This window comes from Vreelandella sp. F11 (genome assembly GCF_042466685.1).
Lineage (GTDB): Bacteria > Pseudomonadota > Gammaproteobacteria > Pseudomonadales > Halomonadaceae > Vreelandella.
Genome location: NZ_CP170448.1, coordinates 2,460,756 through 2,483,480, shown reverse-complemented (window position 1 = coordinate 2,483,480; position 22,725 = coordinate 2,460,756). Strand labels below are relative to the sequence as shown.

General features: G+C 55.3%; 20 protein-coding genes. 9 read left to right on the top strand and 11 right to left on the bottom strand.

The genetic code is table 11. The features are described 5' to 3' along the window. Positions 1 to 13: 13 nt before the first annotated feature. Entirely contained in the window at positions 14 to 1,174 is a 1,161-nt protein-coding gene (locus ACFIOZ_RS11330) for a TAXI family TRAP transporter solute-binding subunit (protein WP_386077579.1), read from the bottom strand. Between the two features lie 224 nt (positions 1,175 to 1,398). After that, positions 1,399 to 3,099: a SulP family inorganic anion transporter gene (locus ACFIOZ_RS11325; RefSeq protein ID WP_386077576.1), complete on the bottom strand. Its 1,701-nt coding sequence runs from the start codon at positions 3,097 to 3,099 to the stop codon at positions 1,399 to 1,401. 267 nt (positions 3,100 to 3,366) lie between these two features. Between ACFIOZ_RS11325 and ACFIOZ_RS11320 the strand changes: the two genes are divergently transcribed. Next, positions 3,367 to 5,034: a methyl-accepting chemotaxis protein gene (locus ACFIOZ_RS11320; RefSeq protein ID WP_386077573.1), complete on the top strand. Its 1,668-nt coding sequence runs from the start codon at positions 3,367 to 3,369 to the stop codon at positions 5,032 to 5,034. Here the strand turns inward: ACFIOZ_RS11320 and rarD are convergent. After that, entirely contained in the window at positions 5,005 to 5,913 is a 909-nt protein-coding gene (rarD, locus tag ACFIOZ_RS11315) for an EamA family transporter RarD (protein ID WP_386077571.1), read from the bottom strand. The genes ACFIOZ_RS11320 and rarD overlap by 30 nt on opposite strands. Before the next feature lie 72 nt (positions 5,914 to 5,985). Here rarD and ACFIOZ_RS11310 point away from each other — a divergent pair, with 72 nt between their 5' ends. Together ACFIOZ_RS11310 and ACFIOZ_RS11305 are read left to right on the top strand one after the other, a co-directional pair. Further along, positions 5,986 to 6,798: an amidohydrolase gene (locus ACFIOZ_RS11310; protein WP_386077568.1), complete on the top strand. Its 813-nt coding sequence runs from the start codon at positions 5,986 to 5,988 to the stop codon at positions 6,796 to 6,798. 2 nt (positions 6,799 to 6,800) lie between these two features. After that, positions 6,801 to 7,505, top strand: a complete 705-nt coding sequence (locus ACFIOZ_RS11305) for a pseudouridine synthase (RefSeq protein WP_386084062.1) — start codon at positions 6,801 to 6,803, stop codon at positions 7,503 to 7,505. A gap of 182 nt (positions 7,506 to 7,687) precedes the next feature. Here ACFIOZ_RS11305 and ACFIOZ_RS11300 read toward each other — a convergent pair whose 3' ends face one another. The 6 genes from ACFIOZ_RS11300 to gloB all read right to left on the bottom strand — a co-directional run bounded on the left by ACFIOZ_RS11300 (position 7,688) and on the right by gloB (position 15,510). Then, on the bottom strand, positions 7,688 to 9,271 hold the full coding sequence (locus tag ACFIOZ_RS11300; RefSeq protein WP_386077566.1) for an ABC transporter ATP-binding protein: 1,584 nt from the start codon (positions 9,269 to 9,271) through the stop codon (positions 7,688 to 7,690). Beyond that, positions 9,264 to 10,340 (bottom strand): ABC transporter permease, encoded by a 1,077-nt coding sequence (locus tag ACFIOZ_RS11295; protein WP_190373171.1) that lies wholly within the window; start codon positions 10,338 to 10,340, stop codon positions 9,264 to 9,266. The genes ACFIOZ_RS11300 and ACFIOZ_RS11295 overlap by 8 nt, the downstream gene beginning before the upstream one ends. 2 nt (positions 10,341 to 10,342) lie before the next feature. Then, entirely contained in the window at positions 10,343 to 11,416 is a 1,074-nt protein-coding gene (locus ACFIOZ_RS11290) for a microcin C ABC transporter permease YejB (protein WP_386077564.1), read from the bottom strand. 77 nt (positions 11,417 to 11,493) lie between these two features. After that, the gene (locus tag ACFIOZ_RS11285; RefSeq protein ID WP_386077562.1) at positions 11,494 to 13,446 is read right to left on the bottom strand and encodes an extracellular solute-binding protein; all 1,953 of its coding nucleotides are present in this window, start codon (positions 13,444 to 13,446) and stop codon (positions 11,494 to 11,496) included. Between the two features lie 42 nt (positions 13,447 to 13,488). Continuing rightward, the gene (locus ACFIOZ_RS11280; RefSeq protein ID WP_386077560.1) at positions 13,489 to 14,712 is read right to left on the bottom strand and encodes a transglycosylase SLT domain-containing protein; all 1,224 of its coding nucleotides are present in this window, start codon (positions 14,710 to 14,712) and stop codon (positions 13,489 to 13,491) included. A 30-nt stretch (positions 14,713 to 14,742) separates the two neighbouring features. Continuing rightward, on the bottom strand, positions 14,743 to 15,510 hold the full coding sequence (gloB, locus tag ACFIOZ_RS11275) for a hydroxyacylglutathione hydrolase (RefSeq protein WP_386077557.1): 768 nt from the start codon (positions 15,508 to 15,510) through the stop codon (positions 14,743 to 14,745). A gap of 111 nt (positions 15,511 to 15,621) precedes the next feature. On the opposite strand from gloB, the gene ACFIOZ_RS11270 reads away from it, so the two are divergent. The 4 genes from ACFIOZ_RS11270 to nudC are packed head-to-tail and all read left to right on the top strand — an operon-like array spanning position 15,622 to position 18,481. After that, positions 15,622 to 16,503, top strand: coding sequence for a class I SAM-dependent methyltransferase (locus ACFIOZ_RS11270; protein ID WP_386077555.1), 882 nt, complete (start codon positions 15,622 to 15,624; stop codon positions 16,501 to 16,503). After that, entirely contained in the window at positions 16,496 to 16,966 is a 471-nt protein-coding gene (gene rnhA, locus ACFIOZ_RS11265; protein ID WP_088701389.1) for a ribonuclease HI, read from the top strand. The genes ACFIOZ_RS11270 and rnhA overlap by 8 nt, the downstream gene beginning before the upstream one ends. Continuing rightward, positions 16,966 to 17,703, top strand: a complete 738-nt coding sequence (gene dnaQ, locus ACFIOZ_RS11260) for a DNA polymerase III subunit epsilon (RefSeq protein WP_386077551.1) — start codon at positions 16,966 to 16,968, stop codon at positions 17,701 to 17,703. The genes rnhA and dnaQ overlap by 1 nt, the downstream gene beginning before the upstream one ends. Beyond that, entirely contained in the window at positions 17,696 to 18,481 is a 786-nt protein-coding gene (gene nudC / locus ACFIOZ_RS11255; protein ID WP_386077548.1) for an NAD(+) diphosphatase, read from the top strand. Before dnaQ ends, nudC begins: the two co-directional genes overlap by 8 nt. A gap of 25 nt (positions 18,482 to 18,506) precedes the next feature. Here the strand turns inward: nudC and ACFIOZ_RS11250 are convergent, their stop codons facing one another. Beyond that, entirely contained in the window at positions 18,507 to 18,818 is a 312-nt protein-coding gene (locus tag ACFIOZ_RS11250) for an SCP2 sterol-binding domain-containing protein (protein WP_064232695.1), read from the bottom strand. Between the two features lie 198 nt (positions 18,819 to 19,016). Here ACFIOZ_RS11250 and sohB point away from each other — a divergent pair, with 198 nt between their 5' ends. After that, a complete protein-coding gene (gene sohB, locus ACFIOZ_RS11245; protein ID WP_386077544.1) occupies positions 19,017 to 20,060 on the top strand; it encodes a protease SohB in 1,044 nt (347 codons plus the stop codon). 17 nt (positions 20,061 to 20,077) lie between these two features. Here sohB and ACFIOZ_RS11240 read toward each other — a convergent pair whose 3' ends face one another. Next, positions 20,078 to 20,398 carry an ArsR/SmtB family transcription factor gene (locus ACFIOZ_RS11240; RefSeq protein ID WP_386077541.1) on the bottom strand — a complete coding sequence of 107 codons (321 nt, stop codon included), beginning with the start codon at positions 20,396 to 20,398 and terminating at the stop codon, positions 20,078 to 20,080. 307 nt (positions 20,399 to 20,705) lie between these two features. On the opposite strand from ACFIOZ_RS11240, the gene ACFIOZ_RS11235 reads away from it, so the two are divergent. Further along, on the top strand, positions 20,706 to 22,679 hold the full coding sequence (locus ACFIOZ_RS11235) for a propionyl-CoA synthetase (RefSeq protein ID WP_386077539.1): 1,974 nt from the start codon (positions 20,706 to 20,708) through the stop codon (positions 22,677 to 22,679). The last annotated feature ends 46 nt before the right edge of the window (positions 22,680 to 22,725 follow it).

Below are 22,725 nucleotides of genomic sequence, written 5' to 3'. Positions count from 1 at the left end.
GCCCCATGGCGTATTACTCAAAGATCGGCTCGTAACCGGCATCGCTCAGCGCGGTGGCGCGAGCTTCCATCCATTGGGTGGTGAAGGCTTCATCGTCACTGGGGGCATCTTGCATAAAGTCTTCCCAGGCGGTTAATAGCACGTTCTGGCGTTCAACAAGGTTGTCCTGATGGGCCTGCATTTCCTCCGTCCATACATCGATCTCTTTGTAGTACTCCACGACCGCATCATGGAATGGCACTACCCACTGAAGATCCTGCTCTTCTAAGGCATAGCCAAGCGCCCCTGGGGCGTTATCTTTATAGTCGTCAAAATTCTCCTGCATGGCCTTGATCAGTCCGTAAGCCACGTTGTCGTCCAGGTCTTGGTTGGCCACCACGATGGGGTAAGGGTAACTAGCGCTGGGCACCGGATTTTCAGCGCTAATGCCGCCTGCCCCAGAAGTGACTTCGTGAGGGCGGAAGTAGGGGGCAACTGCGGCCATGCGCTCCCAGCCAGCTTCGTCATTGGGATCCAGCACTGGCCAGCTAATGCCGCGGGGGCTACTGGCCAACTGCTGGGCTGGCGGGGTTACCGTTGTGGTAAAGGAGGCATCTACATCGCCAGCTATGATGCCGTCAAACGAGCGACCGTAGCCGGGATAATCAACCCGCTCGACGTCATCCCAGGTTAAACCACCGAAGGCGAGATACGCCTCTGTGCCTTTATTGAGCGCATCGTCACCACGGATATAGGCGATGCGCTTACCGGCCAGGTCGGCGGGCGTTTCAACGTCCAAGTCGCCCGCAACCGCAAGGGAAAGACCAAAAGAGGCAGTAGAAGTGGTAATGACGCGTAGCGGCTGAGGGCCCCAGTCACGGTCGGCAAACATCATTACACCTTCCGCGCCGTAGTAGCTGGCGATCCCGCAGGCGCAAAGGTCAACGCGGCCCTGCTTAAGCGGCGTCATGCGTGATACATCGTTATCACCCGGCAGAATACGTACAGACGAGTCGTACTTGTTCTGCAACATATTGCCGATGGCCACGGCTTGGGCATAGCCACTTGAGTTGGTGCCATAAGCCGTCCAGGCCATGGTGCCGGGGAGTTCAATGTCACTGGCGTGGCTGACTGCGGCGCCGAGTAGCGATAAAGGTAAGGCGGCGATGAGCAGGCGGTGAGCAAATGGATGCATTGGGGTGCTCCTTTATTGTGGTTGTGCGTAAGGATTTAGTTACGTTTTGCTACATACAGTTTTGCTGTGCGGTACTTGGTTTTGCTAAGTGGTCGACTGATAGTAGAGAAGCTGCTAGGTGGCTGTCAATGCCGTTATCGGTAGCGGTGCTTAGTGCCAATCGACAGGCATAAAAAAACCAGACAATTGTCTGGTTTTTCAGAGTAGTAGCGAGCGGTATGCGGTTAAGAAAATTCACGCCAAGCGGCGTAAGTGCTTAGAAATACCCGTCCGGTAAGTGCATCCAGGAAGTCGCTCTTCTTGAGTTGATCCATTACCGGGCCTTTTACTTCTGATAAATGCAGTTTGACATCGGAGTCTTTTAAGCGGGCGTTGATGGCATCCAGGCTCTCTAGTGCCGAGGCATCAATCAGATTAACCGCCGAACAGATCAATACAACGTGCTCAAGCTCGGGGTGGCTCGCCACCAAGTTATAAACGGTGTCTTCCAAATAGCGGGCATTGGCAAAATAGAGACTCTCATCAATGCGCAGCAGGGCAACGGTGTTGACTGTTTCGACATCGTGGCGGGTGGTATTTCTAAAGTGCTCGGTGCCGGGCACGCGGCCAACCAAGGCGCTATGAGGGCGGCTGGTGCGGTACAGAAATAGCGCAATAGAGAGCGTTACCCCGCTGATGATGCCCGCTTCAACGCCTTCGCACAGTGTCAGTAAAATCGTCACCGCCATGGCCGCAAAGTCGCTGCGGGAGTAGCGCCAGGTTTGCCGCAGCATGGGAATGTCCACAAGCGTCAAAATCGAAACGGTAATCGTCGCGGCCAGGGTCGCAATAGGCAGGTAGTAGAGCCAGCCGGTGAACGACATGGTAACCAGCGCAATACCTAGTGCTGCAAAGGCACCGGCGGCAGGTGTTTGCGCACCTGCGTCGTAGTTGATAACGGTGCGGGACAACCCACCGGTTACCGGCATGCCGCTGGAAAAACCGGCAGCTAAATTGCTGGCACCAAGACCCACTAGCTCCTGATTGGGAGAGATACGCTGGCGCCGCTTCGCGGCCAACATCTGGCCCATGGAGACCGACTCAACAAAGCCGACCAGGCTAATCAGCAGCGCTGGGATTAGCAGAGCTCGCCATAGCGAGTAGTCTGCCCAGGGAAAGCTAAACGCGGGTAACCCTCCAGGAATTTGCCCCACCACGTCGACGCCTCTACCAGCCAGCTGCCAGTGCCAGGTCACCAGGGTGGTAATTACGACGGCAAACACCGGCCCCGCTTTAGCGATCAAGTCCGCTAGGGCGTTAGGCAGGCCCATTCTGTTCAGGGTGGCTTTACCATAGCGGCGCATAACGATTAAAAACAGTAGAGTTCCACCGCCGATCAGTAAAGTGGCTACGTTAAAGGTGTCTAAATTGGGCACCAGCGTGATAAAACGCTCTACCAGGGTAAAACCACTGCTCTCAACCCCTAGTAAACTGCCCAGTTGGCTAGCGGCGATCAGAATGCCCGATGCCGTTAAGAAACCGGAGATAACCGGGTGGCTCAGAAAATTGCTGAAAAAACCCATTTTCAGCAATCCCATTATCACCAGCATGCCCCCAGAGAGCAGCGACAGAATCAGCGCTGCTTGCAAGTAAGTCTCTGTGCCCGTGGCGGCCACCGCGGAGAGTGCGGCACCGGTCATCAGCGCGATAATTGCCACCGGCCCCACCGCGAGGGTTTTACTGGTACCAAACAGTGTGTAGACAAGCTGCGGCAGGATGCTGGCATAGAGCCCTACCACCGCGGGTAGCCCGGCCAGCAGTGCATAGGCCAGCGATTGGGGAATGACCATCACGGTGACGATCAAGCCCGCCAAAAGGTCAGCTCCCAAAAGGCGTTTATGATAGTGGGGCAGCCAAGTCAGGATCGGCAAATAGCGCTTTAGCATGGATTCCATGTGTTGTAGAAATGGTAGAACAGAGAGAGTAAGGGATATTCCCATTTATTGCAGTGCTTATATTCATTTGCACTGTGCTAACCCAATGATGACCAAGCGCTTATAGGCTTTCTGTCTCCTTCAAAAGTGTTGCTTCCTTCCCCCAAAGTGCTACTTCTTTCATAAGCGTAACACGCTAAGCTTAGCCGCAAAGGGGAGTTAAGCTCCCCCAAATAGGGTTGTCGATACTCAATAACGTCAATAAAAAGAGTACTGCTCATGCGCTTGCTGCGATTGTTAGTTCCGGGGATTTTATTGGCGCTGTCCATAGGGCTTGTCTTACAGGGCGGTGTCTGGATTTATCTTGCGCTCCTCTTCGCCGCACTGGGGGGCGGCGCTGTAATGCTCAGTGGGTTTGAAGGCGTGTATCGGGCCGACCAACGTCGCCTTGAGCAGCGTCAGCGTGGCTTTAAGCCCCTTCGTGATTACCGTTCGTTACGTGGTATGGCGTACCGGTTAATGAACCGTGCCAGTAGCACCGCAATTGCCTCGGCAGAAGTGTCGCACTATGCCGACCTGATGGATCAGCGCCTTTCCAAGCAAGAGGCCATGGCCCGTGAGGCTTCATCAAGCATGACGGCGATTAATGCGGCCATTATGCAGGTCAGTGCCAGTGCCAGCCAGGTGGCGGCACTGGCAGAGAGCGCCCGGGAGGCCAGCCATCACAACCATGCCGAGCTGGACGATATTATCCAGGACATGAGCGATGTTGCCGAACGCTCAAACCAAGCGCTGGAAATGCTCACAGCGCTGAACGATAAGATTGAGCGTGTTCGCAACGTTACCTCCATGATTGAGGATATCGCCGAACAAACCCATCTGTTGTCACTCAATGCCTCAATTGAAGCGGCCCGAGCGGGTGAGCATGGACGTGGCTTTGCCGTGGTTGCTGGCGAAGTGCGTAATCTAGCACTCAAGACCTCTACCGCGACGCAAAGTGTCGATGAGCTGGTTAAGGATATGCATCAGAGCGGCCAGTCGGTAGTCGACACCATTGGTGACTTAATGTCCCGTATCAGCGAGCGCTCCAAGGGGCTACAAGTGGTCGGCAACAGCCTGGGGACAATGACCCAAGAGTTCGATCAGGTGCAGAGCGAAATTACTCGGGTTGCCGATGCAATGGAAAACACCCGCCAGCATAGCCAAACCGTGGCGGACAGCCTGAGCCAGCTGGAAGATGATGTCGATGAAGGCAACCGCAATATGCACGATTTGGCTGAGCAGGCCAGAGCATTGATGGAGGCGGCGGAAGGCGTCGACGGTGAACTGGCGCAGCAGCATTTAGAGGGCCGCCACCAGCAGGTGTTCCATGCTGCACGATCAACCGCCGATAAGTTGGGTAAGCTGCTGGAGAAGGCGATTGCCAGCGGAGAGCTTTCAGGCAACCACCTGTTCCAACCCCACTATGAGCAGATTCCCGGTACCCAGCCGCCGCAATATAAAACCGGTTTTGATAGCTTTACCGATCGATATTTGCCGGATCTGCAGGAACCTTTGCTTACTCAGCTAGGCTTGAGTTATGCCATTGCCTGTGACCGTAAGGGCTATGTGCCGACCCATAACAAGGCGGTGAGCCTCGCGCCAACCGGTGATTACACCCACGATCTAAAATTCTGCCGCAACAAACGAATTTTCGATGACCCCACCGGCAGCCGCTGTGGCGCTCATGAAAAGCCGCTGCTGTTACAAACCTACAAACGTGATACCGGGGAGATCATGCACGACCTCTCGGTACCGGTGTATGTGCAGGGTAAGCACTGGGGCGGCTTCCGGGTCGGCTATCAGCCTGAACGGGACAACGCTTCGAACCCAATGCTTAAAGCTACTGCCGATGCTAATGCATCACCACCGCTGGCACTAACTGGCCGCAGCGTAGCGCGGGCGTGATTGCCATGCCGACCAGGAGTAGAGGGCGAGCCCTATCCAAATAAGCACAAACGTTGCCAACTGGATAACGCCCAGGGGCTCGCCGAACACGGTTAAGGCAATCAGAAACTGAATGCTGGGGTTGATGTACATCAAAAAGCCCAGGGTCGCCAAACGCAACCGGCGTGCCGCGCCGGCGAAGGCCATTAAAGGCAGCGCGGTCAAAACGCCACTGGCGATCAGCAGGCCAGTCGATGTCGAATCTTGTAGAAAATGCGAGCTGCCGTTCCAGCTTAACCATGCCAAGGCGATCAGGGCGAGGGGGAATAGCAACAGGGTTTCTACAAACAGTCCGGATAAACCGTCCAGCGGCACCTGCTTACGAAACAGGCCATAACTGCCGAAACTTAGCGCCAGCAGCAGACTAATCCAGGGCAGCTCGCCAAGCATTATAAACTGCGCTGCAATGGCAACGCTGGCCAAGCCCAAGGCGACCAGCTGTAGCTTGGCCATCACTTCCCGAAGTACCAGCATGCCTAGCGCGACGTTCACTAAAGGCGTTAAGAAGTAGCCCAGGCTCGCCTGCAATACCTGCTTCGACTCCACCGCATAAATATAGATGCCCCAGTTAAAGCCAATCAGTAGCGCGCAGGCCAACACCCGACCAAGCCGTTTGGGTTCGCCCAATGCAGTGACCACAGGAGGCCAGCGGCGCAGAAGGGTAATCAAACCGACCAGAAATAGACACGCCCAAATAATACGGTGAATCAAGATTTCAAAGGCGGGGACGCCGTCGAATAGGGCAAAAAATATCGGAAAGCAGCCCCACATGATGTAGGCGGTCAGCCCAAACATAACGCCTTTGACGGCAGCAGGATCGCGTGTTGGAGTAGGAAGCATAGCAGCCTCATTATTTAAAGATGCTAATCTAGCATAAACGTTGCCTTGAGACTGACGAATTGGAGGTGTTAAGTGAGTCAACTTAGGAACACGCTAGTGCAGTGTGATCTGCGCTGGGAAGACCCCCAGGCCAACCACGCCCATCTTGAGCAGTTGCTGGGCGATCTGGATAGCCGCGATACGGATCTTATTGTATTGCCGGAGATGTTTGCCACGGGCTTTACCATGAACTCCCGCGAAATGGCCCAGCCAATGGCAGAGAGCCAAAGCGTTGCCTGGCTACAGGCCCAAGCGAAGGCGCGCAACTGCGTGATGACCGGCAGCGTGGCGATCGAAGAGGGCGGCGAGTTTTATAACCGACTAATTTGGGCGACGCCAGAGGGGGCGTTGACCCACTACGATAAGCGCCACCTGTTCCGCATGGCCGGTGAGCATGAGCGCTACGGCATGGGCAGTGAGCGCAAGGTGGTAGAGCTCAACGGCTTCAAGCTGCTGCTGAGCGTTTGCTACGACCTGCGTTTTCCGGTGTGGATGCGCCAGCAGCCAGCAAAAGGGGAACATTTCGAGTATGATGCGCTGCTGTGTATCGCCAACTGGCCAGCACCCCGTCGTCACCCTTGGCGCACGCTGCTGCAGGCCCGCGCGGTAGAGAACCTAAGCTATGTCATTGGCGTAAACCGCGTTGGAGAAGATGCCAAAGGGCTTGCCTATAGTGGCGATTCCCTATTGGTGGACTTCAAAGGCGAACCGCTAATTGATCAACCTGCCCATACCCCGTTCATAGAGACGGGCACGCTGGATAAAACTGCCCTTGATGCTTTTCGTGAAAAATTTCCTGCCTGGCAAGATGCCGACCACTTTCAACTGCTGCCAGGAGTGGGTTAATGATGCGCCTTGATCGCTTTTTGAGTGAAACCACGCCGTTAACCCGTAGCCTGGCTAAGCGGGCACTCAAAAATGGTGAGGTAACCCTCAACGGCGAGCCGATCAAGCAGTCGGCGACCCAGATCGATACCGATAACGATGTGGTGGTGCTCAACGGCGAGCGGTTGGCGCTGGTTGGCTTGCGCTACATTATGCTGCACAAACCGGTCGACGTTGAGTGCAATGCCCGCCGCGGACTCTATCAGCGCGCGATAGACCTGATCGATCTGCCTAAGGCCGATCGGTTACAGCCGGTAGGGCGGTTGGATGTGGATACCACGGGATTGCTGCTGTTAACCGATGATGGCCAGTGGTCGCACCGTGTCACCTCGCCGCGGCATCGTTGCGCCAAGGTGTATATCGCTGAGCTAGCGGAACCTATAGAAGGTGCCGCCGCCGAGTGGGCGATTGGCCAAGTGGCCGAGGGCATTATGCTGGATGGGGAAGAGACGCCGACGCAGCCCGCAACGTTGCGGTTTTTATCGCCCAACCAAGCGGAGTTGACCATTACTGAAGGGCGCTACCATCAGGTGAAGCGGATGTTTGCTGCCTTGGGTAACCATGTAAATTCGCTGCACCGCAGCTCCATCGGTGATTTAGCCCTGGATGAGAACCTGGCGCCCGGCGAGTGGCGGGAATTAACCAGCGACGAAATCGCGCTTTTTTGAGTGCCAGTTTAAGGTCTGCTTTAGCCGCTTCCCCAATGGGTGAGCGGTTTTATTTTTATTTTAATATTTATACCGTTATCTTATTTGTTTGCCCTAAGTTATTACCGAGAGATTGTGCGAATCAGGTGGAAAAGTCGTAAGCGAAACTGCCTTCCAGCAGTTCCGTCAGCCGTTGCTTCGTCTTAAGGGGCTAGGTGGGCTGCGGCAATCAGCGCTTGGGTATAAGCGTGCTGGGGAGCTGAAAGCACCTCTAGGCACGGGCCTTGTTCAACCACTTCGCCATCTTTGAGCACTATAATCCGGTGGGCCATGGCGCGGACGACAGCTAGGTCATGGCTAATAAACAGATAACTCAACTGGCGACGCACCTGTAGATCGCGCAACAGGGCGACCAGCTGCTTCTGGACGGTACGGTCTAACGCCGAGGTCGGCTCATCGAGTACCAGCAGCTCCGGCTCTAGGATAATCGCTCTGGCGACGGCGATGCGCTGGCGCTGACCGCCGGAAAACTCATGAGGGTAGCGGGCGGCACAGCTTTCGGGCAAGCCTACCTCGTGCAGCGTTTGCTTGACCCGCTGGGCGACTTCCTCAATGGAGAGGTCAGGGTAGTGGAAGCGCAGGCCCTCGCTGACGATATCAAACACCGGCATACGCGGTGAAAGGGCGCCATAGGGGTCTTGAAACACCATCTGTAGGCGATGCCGGTGACGACGTAACGCATCGCCGGTTAGGGCGCTTAGTTTATCACTGCCCAGCGTCACATCGCCTTGACTGGTGACCAGCCGCATGACAGCCGAGGCTAGCGTGGTTTTACCCGAGCCGGACTCACCCACAATGCCCAGGGTTTCTCCCGGCGCAATATGGAAATCAGTGGGTTGAAGTGCCACGAAAGCGGGCGGCTGACGCTTGAACAGGCTGGTTTTAGGCCGCTTGAAACTGACGCTCAACTGACGCGCTGTTAGTAGCGGGGCGGTCTGCTCAATATGCTGGGGCCTCCCTTCCGGTTCTGCGGCTAGCAGCGCCTTCGTGTAATCGCTTTGCGGGTGCTGAAAGACCTGCTCCACCGGGCCGATCTCCTGAATACGGCCCTGATACATAACGCAGATACGATCCGCATAGCGGCGTACCAGATTCAAGTCGTGGCTGATAAACAGCATACCCATGCCATGGTGATCGCGTAGTTCACGCAGCAGGGCGAGAATGTCCTGTTGCACGGTAACGTCCAGCGCTGTTGTCGGCTCATCGGCAATCAGCAGCGATGGGTTGTTGGCAATCGCCATGGCAATCATTACCCGTTGGCGCTGCCCCCCCGAGAGCTGGTGGGGCCAGGCATCCAGCAGCTCATCAGGTCGCGGCAGTTTCACCTGTTCCAGTAGCGCTTTGCTGCGTTGGCGGGCGGCCTCGCCACGCAGCCCCTGATGAAGGCGGAGCGCTTCACCGATCTGCTTACCCACGCGATGGAGTGGGTTAAGCGAGGTCATCGGTTCTTGAAAGATAAAGCCGACGCGATTACCGCGTATAGCGTTCCACTGGGCTTCGGTTAAGTTGGCTAGGTTGGTATCACCCAGCCAGCGTTCACCCTCAACGCTAGCGTTACTGGGCAGCAGATTTACCATACCCAACGCCGATACGGATTTGCCGGAGCCGGACTCACCGACAATGGCCAGGGTTTCGCCCGCATTGAGGGTAAGTGAGAGTGACTGCACCACCGGGTTGCCATCAAAAGCGACATCAAGATGTTCAATGCGCAGCAGGGGATTAGGCATGCTGAGTCTCCTGGGCAGTACCCGCTTGGCGCTGCTGCACGTGACGGGGATCAAAGGCATCGCGCAAGCCTTCGCCGATAAAGACCAGCAGTGAGAGCATGATGGCCAGAGTCATAAACGCCGTAATACCCAGCCACGGAGCATGAAGATTATTTTTGCCCTGGGCCGCCAGCTCGCCTAGCGAGGGGGCGCCGGGGGGCAGGCCGAAACCGAGGAAATCCAGTGCGGTGAGCGTGCCAATGGCGCCGGTAAACAGAAACGGAATAAACGTGAGGGTGGCCACCATGGCATTGGGCAGCACGTGACGCCACATAATCAGGCGTGACGGCAGGCCCATGGCTTTGGCCGCGCGCACATACTCCAGATTGCGCGCGCGCAGGAACTCGGCACGTACGATGTCGACCAAGCCCAACCATGAGAAAAGCAGCATAATCCCCAGTAACCACCAAAAACCTGGTTGCACAAAGCTGGCCAAAATAATCAGCAGGAACAGCACCGGCAAGCCGGACCAAATTTCGGTGAACCGCTGACCGATCAAATCAATTTTGCCGCCAAAGTAGCCTTGTACACCGCCTATCGCCACACCCATCACTAATGACCCTGCAGTGAGTACCAGGGCAAAGGCAACCGAAAGCCGGAAACCATAAATCACTCGTGCGGTTACATCCCGTCCCTGGTCATCGGTGCCCAGCCAGTGGCGGCTATCCGGTGGGGCCGGAGAGGGGCGGGTCATATTCATATCCAGGGTCTGGTAGGAAAAAGGAATAATGGGCCACAGCGCCCAGCCGTGGTCTTTAATCTGTTGCTGCACAAAAGGATCCAGATAGTCCGTGCGGGTGGGGAGGAAGCCACCAAATTCGGTTTCCGGATAGTCCACCAGCATGGGGAAGTACCACTGGTCGTCGTACTGCATAATGATTGGTTTGTCGTTGGCAATCAGCTCGGCAAACAGGCTAAGGATAAACAGCGCGGCAAATAGCCAGAGGGACACCCGGGCACGACGATTGGCTTTAAAAGCCGCCAGTCGCCGGCGAGTAATGGGTGATAAACGTGACGATAACGAGGCCATTATCACGACTCCCGGGTCGAAAAATCGATACGCGGGTCGACCCACACGTAAGTCAAATCGGAAATCAGCTTGAGGATTAAGCCGATCACGGTATACAGGAAGAGGGTGCCAAATATCACCGGGTAATCCCGCTGCATGACCGCCTCAAAACCGAGCAGGCCCAGCCCATCCAGGGAGAAGATTACTTCGATGAGCAGCGCGCCGGTGAAGAAAATACCGATCATGGCAGAGGGTAGACCCGCAATAATGATCAACATGGCGTTGCGGAATACATGGCCATAGAGAACGCGCCGTTCGTCGGCGCCTTTGGCGCGGGCGGTTATAACATACTGTTTGTGAATCTCATCGAGAAAGCTGTTTTTGGTCAGCATCGTCAGCGTGGCAAAGCTGCCGATCGAGGCGGCGATCACTGGCAGTGTGATGTGCCAGAAGTAGTCTTTGACCTTGCCCCAGGCGGAAAGCTGGTCAAAGTCAGGCGAGGTCAGGCCACGTAGGGGGAAAAAGTCCCAATAAGTGCCTCCGGCAAACAGCACAATAAGCAGGATGGCAAACAGAAAACCTGGAATGGCATAGCCAACGATCACTAAGCCCGACGACCAGACGTCAAACCGGGAGCCGTGGCGCAGTGCTTTTTTGATTCCTAACGGGATGGAGATTAAGTAGACCAGCAGTGTCGTCCAGAGCCCCAGAGAAATAGAGACTGGCAGTCGTTCGATCATCAGCTCGATGACCGGTCGATCACGGAAGAAGCTGGTACCAAAATCGAGGGTGAGGTAGTCCGCCATCATGCCGATAAAGCGCTCGTGGGCGGGTTTGTCAAAACCAAACTGCTGTTCTAGCTGCTCGATAAAGCGCGGGTCAATGCCACGGGCGCCCCGAGAGTCATCGCTGACCTGGACGTCGGCGCCGCCCATATCCAGGCGTGTGCTGGCCATAGCGTTGGCGCCTTCAAAACGCGCCAACATTTGATCAATTGGCCCGCCCGGCGCCGCCTGAACAATCATAAAATTGAGAAGCATGATCCCGAACAGGGTCGGAATCATGAGCAGCAGTCGGCGTAAGGTATAACGGGCCACAGAGCACTCCGAGGTTTATGACGATGAAACCGTTGAGGATAAGCCGTTGCGATTAAGTCGTTGTCATCCAGCCAGCGTTAGCGTCCACGTTGACGGCGCTGCAGTTCTGCTTCACGGTCAGTGTCTACCCACCACGCATCCAGATCCATGGCATACGCTGGGAACGGTTCGGGGTAGCCGAACTTATCCCAAATGGCGATTCGGGTCTCCCCAGAGTGGTAGTGGGGAATGACATAAAATCCCCAGCGCAGCACCCGATCCAGCGCACGGGTGGCGGTATCCAGCTCTTCGCGGCCATCAGCGCTAATGATCTCCTCCACCAGTGCATCGACTGCAGGGTGCGCCAGTGACATCCGGTTACGGCTTTGCGGCGCCTCGGCGGCGGCACTGGTCCAGAAGTCACGCTGCTCATTGCCCGGATTGTTCGACTGCGGGAAATGGCTGATCACTATGTCATAGTCGTAATTGCGCTGCCGGTTTAAATATTGATTAATATCAACGATACGCAGCGATGTCTGCACTCCCAAGCGGGCCATGTTACGCAGCATGGGTTGAACGACCCGCTCAAGGCCTGAGTCGTAGAGCAATACTTCCAGGCTTAACGCCCGTCCAGTCTCCTGATTGACTAGCACGCCGTCCTCAACGCGATAACCTGCCTCGCGCAGCAGGTCGAGCGCTTTGCGTAGCCTCTCGCGCAAATCAGTGGGCTGTTCAATGGGCAGCGGCTCGGTAAAGAGGCGGTCGGAGCCATGAGAGGCTATTAACTCTTCGCGGAAAGGCTCTAATAGTGCCAACTCTTCTTCAGAGGGTAAGCCGGTGGCTTCCATTTCAGAGTTTTGGAAAAAGCTCTCGGTGCGCTGGTAAGTGCCGTAAAAAATATTGGTGTTGAGCCACGGAAAATCGAAGGTCAGGCTCAACGCTTCCCGCACCCTCGGATCTTGGAACTTCTCTTTACGCAGGTTGAAAACAAACGCCTGCATCATCGATGGATTAACGTCAGGCACTGTTAGCCGCTTAACCAAGCCCTCTTCATAGGCTGGAAAGTTATAGCCAATTGCCCAGGTGGCGGCGCGGGCATCGGTACGGAAGTCCGTCAGCCCCGCTTTAAAGGCTTCCCAGGCAATATCGCGGTCACGGTAGTAGTCGTAAATGATGCGATCAATATTGTAACGACCAACGTTGACCGGCAAATCCTTACCCCAGTAATTCTCATCGCGCTGATAAACAATTCGCCGGCCAGGGTCTACCTCGCTAATACGGTAGGGCCCGGAACCTGGGTGTGCGGCCAGCGTCGGCGAGGTGAAATCTCGGGGCTCCCAGTAATGGCGGGGAAGTATGGGCAGTTGGGCAACGATTAACGGCAGTTCCCGTGACTCGGTATCGTTAAAGGTAAAACGTACCTGATGCTCATTCAGGGCGATGGCTTCTTCTACCCCCGCGTAGTAGCTGGCGTAAAACGGATTGCCCTTCTCGCGAAGCAAATTAAGGGAGAACACCACATCGTAGGCGGTGACCGGTTCGCCATCTTGGAAACGCGCTTCTGGCCGCAGGTCGAACTCAATCCAATCTCTTTCTGGGTCAAGGCGCACACCCTCAGCCAACAGGCCGTAGAGGCTAAAGGGCTCATTGGGGTTGCTGGCCATCAGAGTGTCGTAAATTTGTGAGATGCCGGTTACCGGCGTACCACGAATGATAAACGGATTGGTCGAGTCAAAACTGCTCCCCACGGCAGTATGGGTTATCGTGCCGCCTTTGGGAGCCTGGGGATTTACATGAGGGAAGTAGGGAAAGCCAGCCTCTAGGGCAGGGCTATCGTAAAGCGATAGCCCGTGAACGGTTTCAACCGGCACTCCATTGTGTTCGTCTGTGTTTAGATCACCTACCACGCTATTAGCGCGAGGGGAGGTGATAGACGAATCACTGTTAGAGGTCGACTCTGGCGCTATCGTTTCTGAAGCCAGTATCGATGCGTTGAACAGCAAGCCACTGATGAGTAGAAGCGATTTCGCAAAAAACAAACCACGCGGCATTGGAGACATCCCATGTGAACAAAGCCAATTAGTTAACCCGGTTTAACGCCCTGAAAGTGTCAACAACTGGCCTGGTTGTAAAGCGCTGGGGCGGTCAATCGCATTCCAGCGGATAAGATCCTGTTGATCTACATTATACCGGGCAGCGATCGCGGAGAGACTATCGCCTCTTTCAACGCGATGAGTAGTGGCACGGCTGTTTTGCGCTACCGCCTGATTACTTTCTGATGCCTGGTTACCACCCTGTGCAAGTTGCGCAAGCATCTGCGTATCCACTTCTTCAGGAACCAGCAGCGTCTGGGCACTACGAGGATCAATACTGCCATTCAGCAGGCCAGGGTTTAATTCGGCTAACGCGGTTTGGCTGACATCCAGCAGTTGTGAGGCTTCCGAGAGTGTCACTGCATGGGCCAGCTTAACTTTCGCGAAGGCCGGGTCAACGTGTATCTCCGGCAAGCTGACGCCGTACTCTTCAGGCGCATCAATGATCGTCGCGATGGCTTTCAGCTTGGGTACGTACTGCATGGTTTCATGGGGTAGCGAGAGATCCCAGTAGTCACCCTTCAAGCCTTGGCTTTGGGCTTGCCGTAACGCGCGATTAACCGTTCCAGCTCCGGCGTTATAAGCGGCTAATGAGAGCATCAGGTCGCCTTCGTACCACTGGTCAGCCTGCATTTCCAAGTAGTCCAGCGCTGCCTCGGTGGAGGTTAAAACGTCTAACCGGCCATCGTAGTTTCCGTTGCGAACCAGGCCCAATGCATCACCGGTGCCAGGCATAAACTGCCAAAGCCCCGCGGCACCGCGATGACTTCGCGCACCGGGGTCAAAGGAACTCTCTACGAAAGGAATGAGTGCTACTTCACCCGGTAGGCCGCGTTCGCTAACCTGCTGGGTAATCCAGGCGAGCCAAGGGGAGGCGCGCTCGGTAATAGTGGCAATGTTTTCGGGGCTTGAACGGTAGTACTCAATCCATTCATCTACCCGCGCTTGGGCCTCGGCTGGCAGCGACTTCTCTTGCCACTGAAAACTATTACGCAGCGTCGTCCAGGCGTCTTGGGGTTTTAGCTCCAGCGCCTCCCAAAAATGGATTTGAAACGGTGTGGGGCGAGGTTTTGTAGCGTCTACTGATGTACTTGTTGAAGCAGTAGATCCTTCATAAGCTGTAGCAGAGGCTTGAGAGCTTGCCGCAGCGGCTAACATTAGGCCCATAATTACGGTACTGCCAGCGCTCAGCATCAAGCGCTGGCGAATCGTTCGATAGGTCATAGTTGCATTCGTTTGGTTTCGATAGCGTTCTTAAAAACGGTTCTTCCACTCACGCAGAGTGGTGAACGTAGCGAGATCATCATTATTAACACCCTGGGTACCTGCCGCCTGGCGCACGCTATCAGTGCCCACGCGAAGGTAGGGATTAATTTTCAGCTCGCGTCCTATCGTGCTGGGTAAGGTGGGGCGATCCAATGCCCGCGCCTTTTCACACTCCTGCAAGGCGTGTTTGACGTCTTCGTTTTCAGGATCCGCAGCACGGGCAAACGTCAGGTTTGCCTGAGTGTACTCATGGGCTGCAAAGACCAGCGTATCTTCAGGGAGTTCCGCAAATTTTTTCAGCGCGGTATACATCTGCTCTGGTGTACCCTCAAATAAACGACCACAGCCCGCGCAAAACAGCGTGTCGCCACAGAACAGTAGTGCAGGGATACCTGCGGTGAAGTAGCTGATATGATCCAGCGTATGGCCGGGGGTCGCCATGACGTCAAAAAGGCGCCCCATGATGCGGACTTCGTCACCGTCACCCACGTGTTCATCAATGCCTTCAATTTCAGGATTGGCCGGGCCAATCACGTGGGGGGCGTAGCGTTTAATTAACTCCGCTAAACCACCGGTATGATCATGATGATGGTGGGTAATCAGAATACAGCTGAGGGTTAGCGATTCACGCTCAAGAAACTCGATCACCGGGGCAGCTTCACCGGGATCCACCACACAAACACTTTGACTGGTATCTTGTCTTAATAGCCAAATATAGTTGTCGCTTAGGGCGGGGATCGGTGTCACGCTCATCATCGGCGAGATCCTTTAAGTTACGAAAAAACACATCAAACATTGCGCTTATTAGCGCTAAATCGGTGCGTAAAAGGCGTTAAAAAGCCGTTACTGTGGAGGGAAGCGCTGTTCATGTCAAATTCGACGACGGCCACGACACTGGCTAAGCGCTTACAAAGTAGCCAGCCTTATTGGCAATCAGAAGCGGGGCGTTCGCTGTGGGAAACCCAGCGAGCCTGCTTAGGGCCCGTGGTGGAATCACGTGTGGGCGGCCATAGCCTGGAAATGAGTATGGGGCCGGCACTGATGACCATGTCGGCTATCGCGCACTCTATACGCTGGTCGCCCACGCGTCAGCTAGCCGAAAGCGATAGCACTTTAGTTTGCCCACCGGATCAGTTCGCACTGCCCGATCGCTGCCTGGATGTGATGGTCATTCACCACTGGCTTGAGCACTTAACCGATGCCCACTTCACTCTGCAAGAGGCCGCGCGGGTGACCGCTGACAACGGCATATTAGTGCTGTTTGGCTTTAACCCAATAGGTGTGAGCGGTCTTGCCCGGCAGTTGCGCAAGCATCAGCAGACGTTTCCCTGGAGCGGAACCTGGCGCTCGGCAAGTCGTCTGCGCGACTGGCTGGCGTTTGTCGACTTTGAGGTGGAGCGGGTAGACTATTGCTGCTTTCGCGGGCGGATGAACGCCAAGTGCGGTGAGTATTGGGAGTCGTTAGGACGGCGGCATAATTTGCCGCTGGGCGAAAGTTATATGATTCAGGCGCGTCGTCAGCAGCGCCAAGCGCCGGTGCAGCGTTTGAAATTTGGTTTGAAGGCGCCAGTGTCACCGGCATCGCTGGGGGTTACCCGCTCTGGCTCATCCGCCCACTATCAATCCCATCAAGCACCTCCAACGCATCAAACTCAAGCACGGCAAACTGATTTACAGAAATCAATTTTACGGAAGTCTGTTTTACAGAAACCTGTTCTACAAAAACCAAGGGATCAAGAGATTGACTAAAGAGGCGGCCGGACATCTACCTCGGGTAACGGTGTATACCGATGGGGCTTGTAGGGGCAATCCAGGCCCCGGCGGGTGGGGCGTAGTGCTGGCGAGTGGCGAGCATGAGAAAACCTTGAAAGGCTATGAGGCCGAAACCACTAATAATCGCATGGAGTTAATGGCTGCGATTATGGCGCTACGCACGCTTAATACCCCGTGTGAAGTGGCTCTCTGGACGGACTCTCAGTATGTTCGTCAGGGCATCACCCAGTGGATTCACAACTGGATCAAGCGCGGCTGGAAAACCGCTGCCAAGCAACCGGTCAAAAATGCCGAGCTGTGGAAGACCCTCCACGAAGAGACCCAGCGCCACCAGGTCGAGTGGCACTGGGTGAAAGGGCATAGCGGTCATCCAGGCAATGAGCGTGCCGATGCGTTAGCCAACGAAGCGATTGATGAGCACCAGAAGAGGAGAGCATGATGCGTCAGGTGATCTTGGATACTGAAACCACGGGCATCGACCCAAAAGAGGGGCATCGGCTGGTCGAAATCGGTGCTATTGAGATGGTTAATCGACGCTTCACTGGTCGCACTTATCACCAATACATCAATCCTGAGCGGCATATCGACGCCGAAGTAGTCGCCGTTCACGGGATTGATGACGCCAAAGTCGCTAACGAGCCGGTGTTCGCGGCCATTGCCGATGAGTTTTGGGCATTTATCGAAGGTGCCGAGCTGGTGATTCATAACGCCCCCTTCGATGTGGGCTTTATTGACCACGAGCTGGGCATGTTGAACCAGCAGCGAAAATCCCCTGTATTGGGGCCGGTTAGAGATCATTGCGGTGTATTGGATACGCTGACCATGGCGCGGAAGATGCACCCCGGCCAACGCAATAGCCTGGATGCCTTATGCAAGCGCTATGATATCGACAACGGCCACCGGGTATTGCACGGCGCACTGTTAGACTCGGAGATCCTGGCCGAGGTCTACCTGGCGATGACCGGTGGGCAAACCGCGCTGACCTTGGACGCGGCCACCGCAGCGGAGCAGGAGCAGGCGGACACCTCCAATGAAGGGATGTCGATTCAGCGTCTCTCTTTAACGCCCGGCCAACTACGCGTGGTGCGGCCCACCGACGAAGAGCGAGCTGCTCACCAGGCCAAGTGCGCAGCGCATCAACTGAACTGGTTTGAAGGTGCGGCCAGCGATGCTTAGGCGAGAAATACCCCATCACGAACAGGCCGGTAGAGTTATTCGACTGTCGCGTAGCCTATTGGCGCCCGCACCCTTAAACGGTAGTGAAGAGCTCACCCCGCTTCAGCCCCATCAACCCTGGACAGAGCAGATGCAGCCGCTCTGTTACTGGAATGATGAGCCGGTGGCGCTGCTTGTTGAGCCCCAGGCCGAAAGCGGTTGGATTGATGGTCGCCAATGGATGAGTGAACTTTCCACCGCCTGGTTCAGCCTGCTCTCTACGGCGTTGCAGGTGGGGGCATGGTTAGAGAACCATCGCTTCTGTGGCCGCTGTGGCGCACCGGCCACCAAGCTTACGGCGGAATTCGCTATGCATTGCCACGCCTGCGGGCATCGCAACTATCCGCGAATTTCACCGTGCATTATCACGCTGGTGACCAGTGGGGAGGCAATGCTGCTCGCCCGCAGTCCACGCTTTCCACCGGGGCGCTACTCCACCTTGGCCGGTTTTATCGAGCCGGGGGAGTCAGCGGAAGAGGCGGTGCACCGTGAGGTGTTTGAAGAAGTGGGCGTGCATATCGATCAACTGCGCTATCACCAGAGTCAGGCGTGGCCATTTCCGCATTCGCTAATGTTTGGTTATTTCGCTGAAGCCACCACTCGACGCATTCGCATCGATGGAGTAGAGATTAGCGATGCAGCGTGGTTTTCACCCCGTCAGTTGCCCTCTCTGCCGCCGCCGTACTCGATATCCCGCGAGCTGATCGAAACGCATTTGGCACGCTGGCGCGAAGAGTGAGCGGCGCCGCGTGCCGAGATAACGATTATTCGCTAGGGAATAAGCTCGTCAGCTTAGTCGCCAGCATGACGTTACCGGTTGCTTTCAGCTTGCCGGTCATAAAGGCCGTCATGCCATTGATCTCGCCGCTCATAATGCCTTTCAGCGTGTCGGTGGTTAGGCTTAAGCTGACAGAAGGATCGTCGTGCTCACCCTCTTGTACGTCCAGCGTGCCATCTTGGATGTTTAAGTAGTAGCTGCCAGCATCGGTAAAGTGAAACTGGAAAACTTCATTCATGCCCTTTGCTGCTTGCGGATTGAAACGCGCTTTTAGCTTCTCAAGGGTATTGTTAGACATAACATATCTCTCAGTGAAGTAGATGGAGCTTAAGTAGTTGAGGCCAAGGTTAGCGACCACTACTCAAATAAACAATCGTAAAGGCAAGCGAGGTTATTTCATACGTGCGTTCCAATCAAGCACTGTAGCCAAACCCCGCACAGGTATATGTCCAAAGTACTCGTCATAAAGGAATCACCCCCCTAATGGAGAACGTCAATGAGTGAATGGGTAGCAGAATTAGGCACCTTTGTTGTGCAGACCACCATTGTGATGGCGCTGATAGGCATTGGCCTGCTGATGATTGCGCGAACCAGGCAAGATAAAGAGAGCGAACTGAAGCTTACCGTCGAGCCACTTAACGATCAGCGCCGCCGCCGTGGACGGCGTTTGCGGCTAGCCGCGACGCTTCCTGGGGCGCGCAAAAAACTGCTTAAACTATTTCGCAACGAAGATAAAAAGCGCCAGAAGGGGCATAAATCTGAGCAAGACGCTGCCCCAGCCTCACGTGTTTGGGTGCTCGATTTCCACGGCGATCTGAAAGCCTCACAAGCCGAGCATTTTGCCCAAGAAGTATCCGCTATTATCGACGTCGCCGCTAAAGATGATGAAGTCGTGGTGCGCCTTGAATCTGCGGGGGGCTTGGTGCATGCCTATGGGTTGGCAGCAGCCCAGTTAGACCGGCTGCGTACCGCAGGGCTCACCACCACCGTGTGTATCGACAAAGTAGCGGCGAGCGGTGGTTACCTGATGGCCTGCACCGCGCAACATATTAAGGCTGCGCCCTTCGCGGTGATTGGCTCCATCGGCGTGGTGGCGCAAGTGCCCAATATTCACCGCCTGCTTAAGCGCCACGATGTTGATGTCGAACTGCTGACCGCCGGTAAATACAAGCGCACGTTGACCGTGCTGGGTGAAAATACCGAAGAGGGCAAAGCAAAGTTCTTAGAGGACTTGGAGAATACCCACCGCTTGTTTAAACGCTATGTGGCAGAACGGCGCCCCTCCATGGATATCGACACCCTGGCCACGGGGGAGATTTGGTACGGTAGCGAAGCGCTGCCCCTTCAGCTTGTCGACAGCGTGGGTACCAGCGAAGCCTATTTGGTTGAGCGCATGGCCGAAGCGGAAGTACTAACCGTCAAGCTGGAAGCACCTAAAACCGTTGGTCGTAAGCTGGGATTGGCTATATCGGAAGGTGTCGAAAAAGCTGCGCTGAAAGCGCTTGGTCTAATCGACGCCGCTGGGTGGCAGCGGCGCTGAAAATAAACCCTTAAACGTTATGCGGCGTAATGGTGCGCCAAGGTATCGATCACTGCCTTGGCGCTCTCACTGCTTAACGAGTAATAGATAGTTTGTGACTCCCGCCGGGTATCGACGAGTTCATCACGTCGCAAAATAGCCAAATGTTGCGAAAGCGCTGACTGGCTTAACGCAAGCTGTTGATTAATTTGCGTGACTGACAGCTCTTTCTCCGCAAGCAGGCAGAGTATTTGCAGCCGTTTCTCGTTGGCTAACGCTTTTAGCAGGTTGGTTCCCGCTTCAATCGCGCGACAGTTATGTTCAAGCAGGCGTTTAGCGGCGCTTGTAGAAGCAGACATAATGATCTCCTTGCCTACACTGTTACATCAGCGTGTTATAAGCATTGTTTTAGAGGCGTCGTTTTAAAGGCGTCGTTTTAAAGGCGTCGTTTTAAAGGCATTGTTGTACGTTGTCGAGGCATCGTCGCGTCGCGAGGATCAGAGTTGTTTAATGATCAGTAATTTAGCGAGTTTTGTCCAAGCCGTTGTTTAACGATTAATCAATGGTAGTTTTTCTTCATCTTGTCGACAATGTTTTGTCGTGTCTACCGCTTTGGTCGCTATTTAGCCCATAGTATGAGGGTGAAGTAGCGGTTTTATTTATACAGTGTCAACAATCCTTCTTCATCGTTACTACAAAAAAGATAGGGACACCATGAGCCGCTACCAACACACCTTCCAACGCTCCATAGAACACCCTGAATCGTTCTGGGCCGAGCAGGCCAAGCGAATTCCCTGGTACACGCCGCCGAAAACCATACTCAGCTACGATGAGCAGGGCTCTGGACAAGGGCATGCTCGTTGGTTTAGCGACGGTGAAATGAACCTTAGCTACGCTGCACTGGATTATCATGTCGAAAATGGACGTGGAGACCAGGCAGCAATTTTCTGGGACTCGCCCGCAGCGCAGGCCAAAAAAACCATTAGCTACCGCGAGATGCGCGATAAGGTGGCGTATTTTGCTGGCGCCTTAACGCAACTGGGTGTCACCAAGGGTGATCGCGTGGTGATCTATATGCCGATGATCCCCGAAGCCCTGGTAGCCATGTACGCCTGCGCCCGACTTGGCGCCATTCACTCGGTGGTCTTTGGTGGCTTCGCCCCCCATGAGCTGGCGGCGCGGATTGAAGACGCCGAGCCTAAAGTAGTGGTTGCCGCTTCCTGCGGCATCGAGCTAGGCAAGGTGTTGCCTTATAAACCAATGGTAGACCAAGCCGTTGAATTAAGCGCTCATAAGCCGGATGCCTGTGTGGTTTATCAGCGTGAAGCGCACCGGGCTGAATTGGGGGCAGGCGACCACGACTGGGAAGCGCTAGTAGCGAAGGCGCCATTTGCTGAGTGCGTGCCGGTGAAGGGCACCCATCCGCTGTATATCCTCTATACCTCAGGCACCACCGGAAAGCCCAAAGGTGTGATGCGCGATACCGGCGGCTACGCGGTGGCGCTGGCCTATTCGATGCAGGCGATTTATGCCATGGAGCCCGGCGAAGTGTTCTTTACCGCCTCGGATGTGGGCTGGGTCGTCGGGCACTCCTACATTGTTTACGCCCCTTTGTTAATAGGTTGCACCACGGTGGTCTATGAAGGTAAACCGGTTAAAACCCCCGATGCGGGCAGTTTTTGGCGGTTGATCGAAGAGTACCGGGTGAAGAGCTTCTTCACTGCGCCCACGGCGTTTCGTGCGATTAAAAAAGAGGATCCCGAGGCCAAACTGCTACAGCAATACGATATTAGCAGCCTAAAGCACCTCTACGTAGCTGGCGAACGCCTCGACCCACCTACGTTTCACTGGCTGGATGACCTGTTGGACGTGCCGGTCATTGACCACTGGTGGCAAACTGAAACCGGTTGGCCCATCGCCGCCAACTTGCCTGGTATTGAACCTATGCCGACCAAGGCAGGGTCTGCGACCTTTCCCGTTCCCGGTTTTAATGTACAAGTGCTCAACCGCGATGGCGAGCAGGCAAAACCCATGGAGCAGGGCAGTGTGGTGATCAAGCAGCCCATGCCGCCGGGCTGCTTGACCGGCGTTTGGCGCGACGAGAAGCGCTTTCACAGCGCCTATATGGCGGCGTTCCCCGGTTATTATTTAACTGGCGATGGCGGTTATTTTGATGAGCAGGGCTATCTGTTCATTATGGGCCGCACCGATGACGTCATTAACGTGGCAGGGCACAGGCTCTCGACCGGTGAAATGGAAGAGGTGGTGGGTGCACACCCCGCGGTGGCCGAATGCGCGGTGATTGGGATTCATGACGATCTTAAAGGGCAACTGCCGATTGGCCTGGTGATTCCCAAAGATGGCTTTGATGGCGATGAAACAACGCTTGAGGCCGAGCTGATTGCCCGGGTTCGCGAGCATATTGGCCCGATTGCCTGCTTCAAGCAGGTGTTAGTGGTCGACAGATTACCCAAAACCCGCTCGGGTAAGATTCTCCGCAAGCTGCTGCGTACGATTGCTGACGGCAAAGAGTTTGCTATTCCCTCAACCATCGACGATCCCACCAGCCTGGCGGATGTTCACGCCGCCATGCGCGAGCGCTCGGTAGGCGCAGCGGACAGGGCCACACCGCTGGATTGAAGTTTCGCAGGCTACAGCCGCCCGGGATTGCGGGCGGCTTTTATTA

Coding starts and splice junctions, on each gene's coding strand:
- nudC (WP_386077548.1), top strand. CDS start 17,696: ATGCTTAGGCGAGAAATACCCCATCACGAACAGGCCGGTAGAGTTATT.
- ACFIOZ_RS11305 (WP_386084062.1), top strand. CDS start 6,801: ATGCGCCTTGATCGCTTTTTGAGTGAAACCACGCCGTTAACCCGTAGC.
- ACFIOZ_RS11325 (WP_386077576.1), bottom strand. CDS start 3,099: ATGCTAAAGCGCTATTTGCCGATCCTGACTTGGCTGCCCCACTATCAT.
- ACFIOZ_RS11320 (WP_386077573.1), top strand. CDS start 3,367: ATGCGCTTGCTGCGATTGTTAGTTCCGGGGATTTTATTGGCGCTGTCC.
- ACFIOZ_RS11285 (WP_386077562.1), bottom strand. CDS start 13,446: ATGCCGCGTGGTTTGTTTTTTGCGAAATCGCTTCTACTCATCAGTGGC.
- rarD (WP_386077571.1), bottom strand. CDS start 5,913: ATGCTTCCTACTCCAACACGCGATCCTGCTGCCGTCAAAGGCGTTATG.
- ACFIOZ_RS11270 (WP_386077555.1), top strand. CDS start 15,622: ATGTCAAATTCGACGACGGCCACGACACTGGCTAAGCGCTTACAAAGT.
- ACFIOZ_RS11300 (WP_386077566.1), bottom strand. CDS start 9,271: ATGCCTAATCCCCTGCTGCGCATTGAACATCTTGATGTCGCTTTTGAT.
- ACFIOZ_RS11250 (WP_064232695.1), bottom strand. CDS start 18,818: ATGTCTAACAATACCCTTGAGAAGCTAAAAGCGCGTTTCAATCCGCAA.
- ACFIOZ_RS11330 (WP_386077579.1), bottom strand. CDS start 1,174: ATGCATCCATTTGCTCACCGCCTGCTCATCGCCGCCTTACCTTTATCG.
- sohB (WP_386077544.1), top strand. CDS start 19,017: ATGAGTGAATGGGTAGCAGAATTAGGCACCTTTGTTGTGCAGACCACC.
- gloB (WP_386077557.1), bottom strand. CDS start 15,510: ATGATGAGCGTGACACCGATCCCCGCCCTAAGCGACAACTATATTTGG.
- ACFIOZ_RS11240 (WP_386077541.1), bottom strand. CDS start 20,398: ATGTCTGCTTCTACAAGCGCCGCTAAACGCCTGCTTGAACATAACTGT.
- ACFIOZ_RS11295 (WP_190373171.1), bottom strand. CDS start 10,340: ATGGCCTCGTTATCGTCACGTTTATCACCCATTACTCGCCGGCGACTG.
- ACFIOZ_RS11280 (WP_386077560.1), bottom strand. CDS start 14,712: ATGACCTATCGAACGATTCGCCAGCGCTTGATGCTGAGCGCTGGCAGT.
- dnaQ (WP_386077551.1), top strand. CDS start 16,966: ATGCGTCAGGTGATCTTGGATACTGAAACCACGGGCATCGACCCAAAA.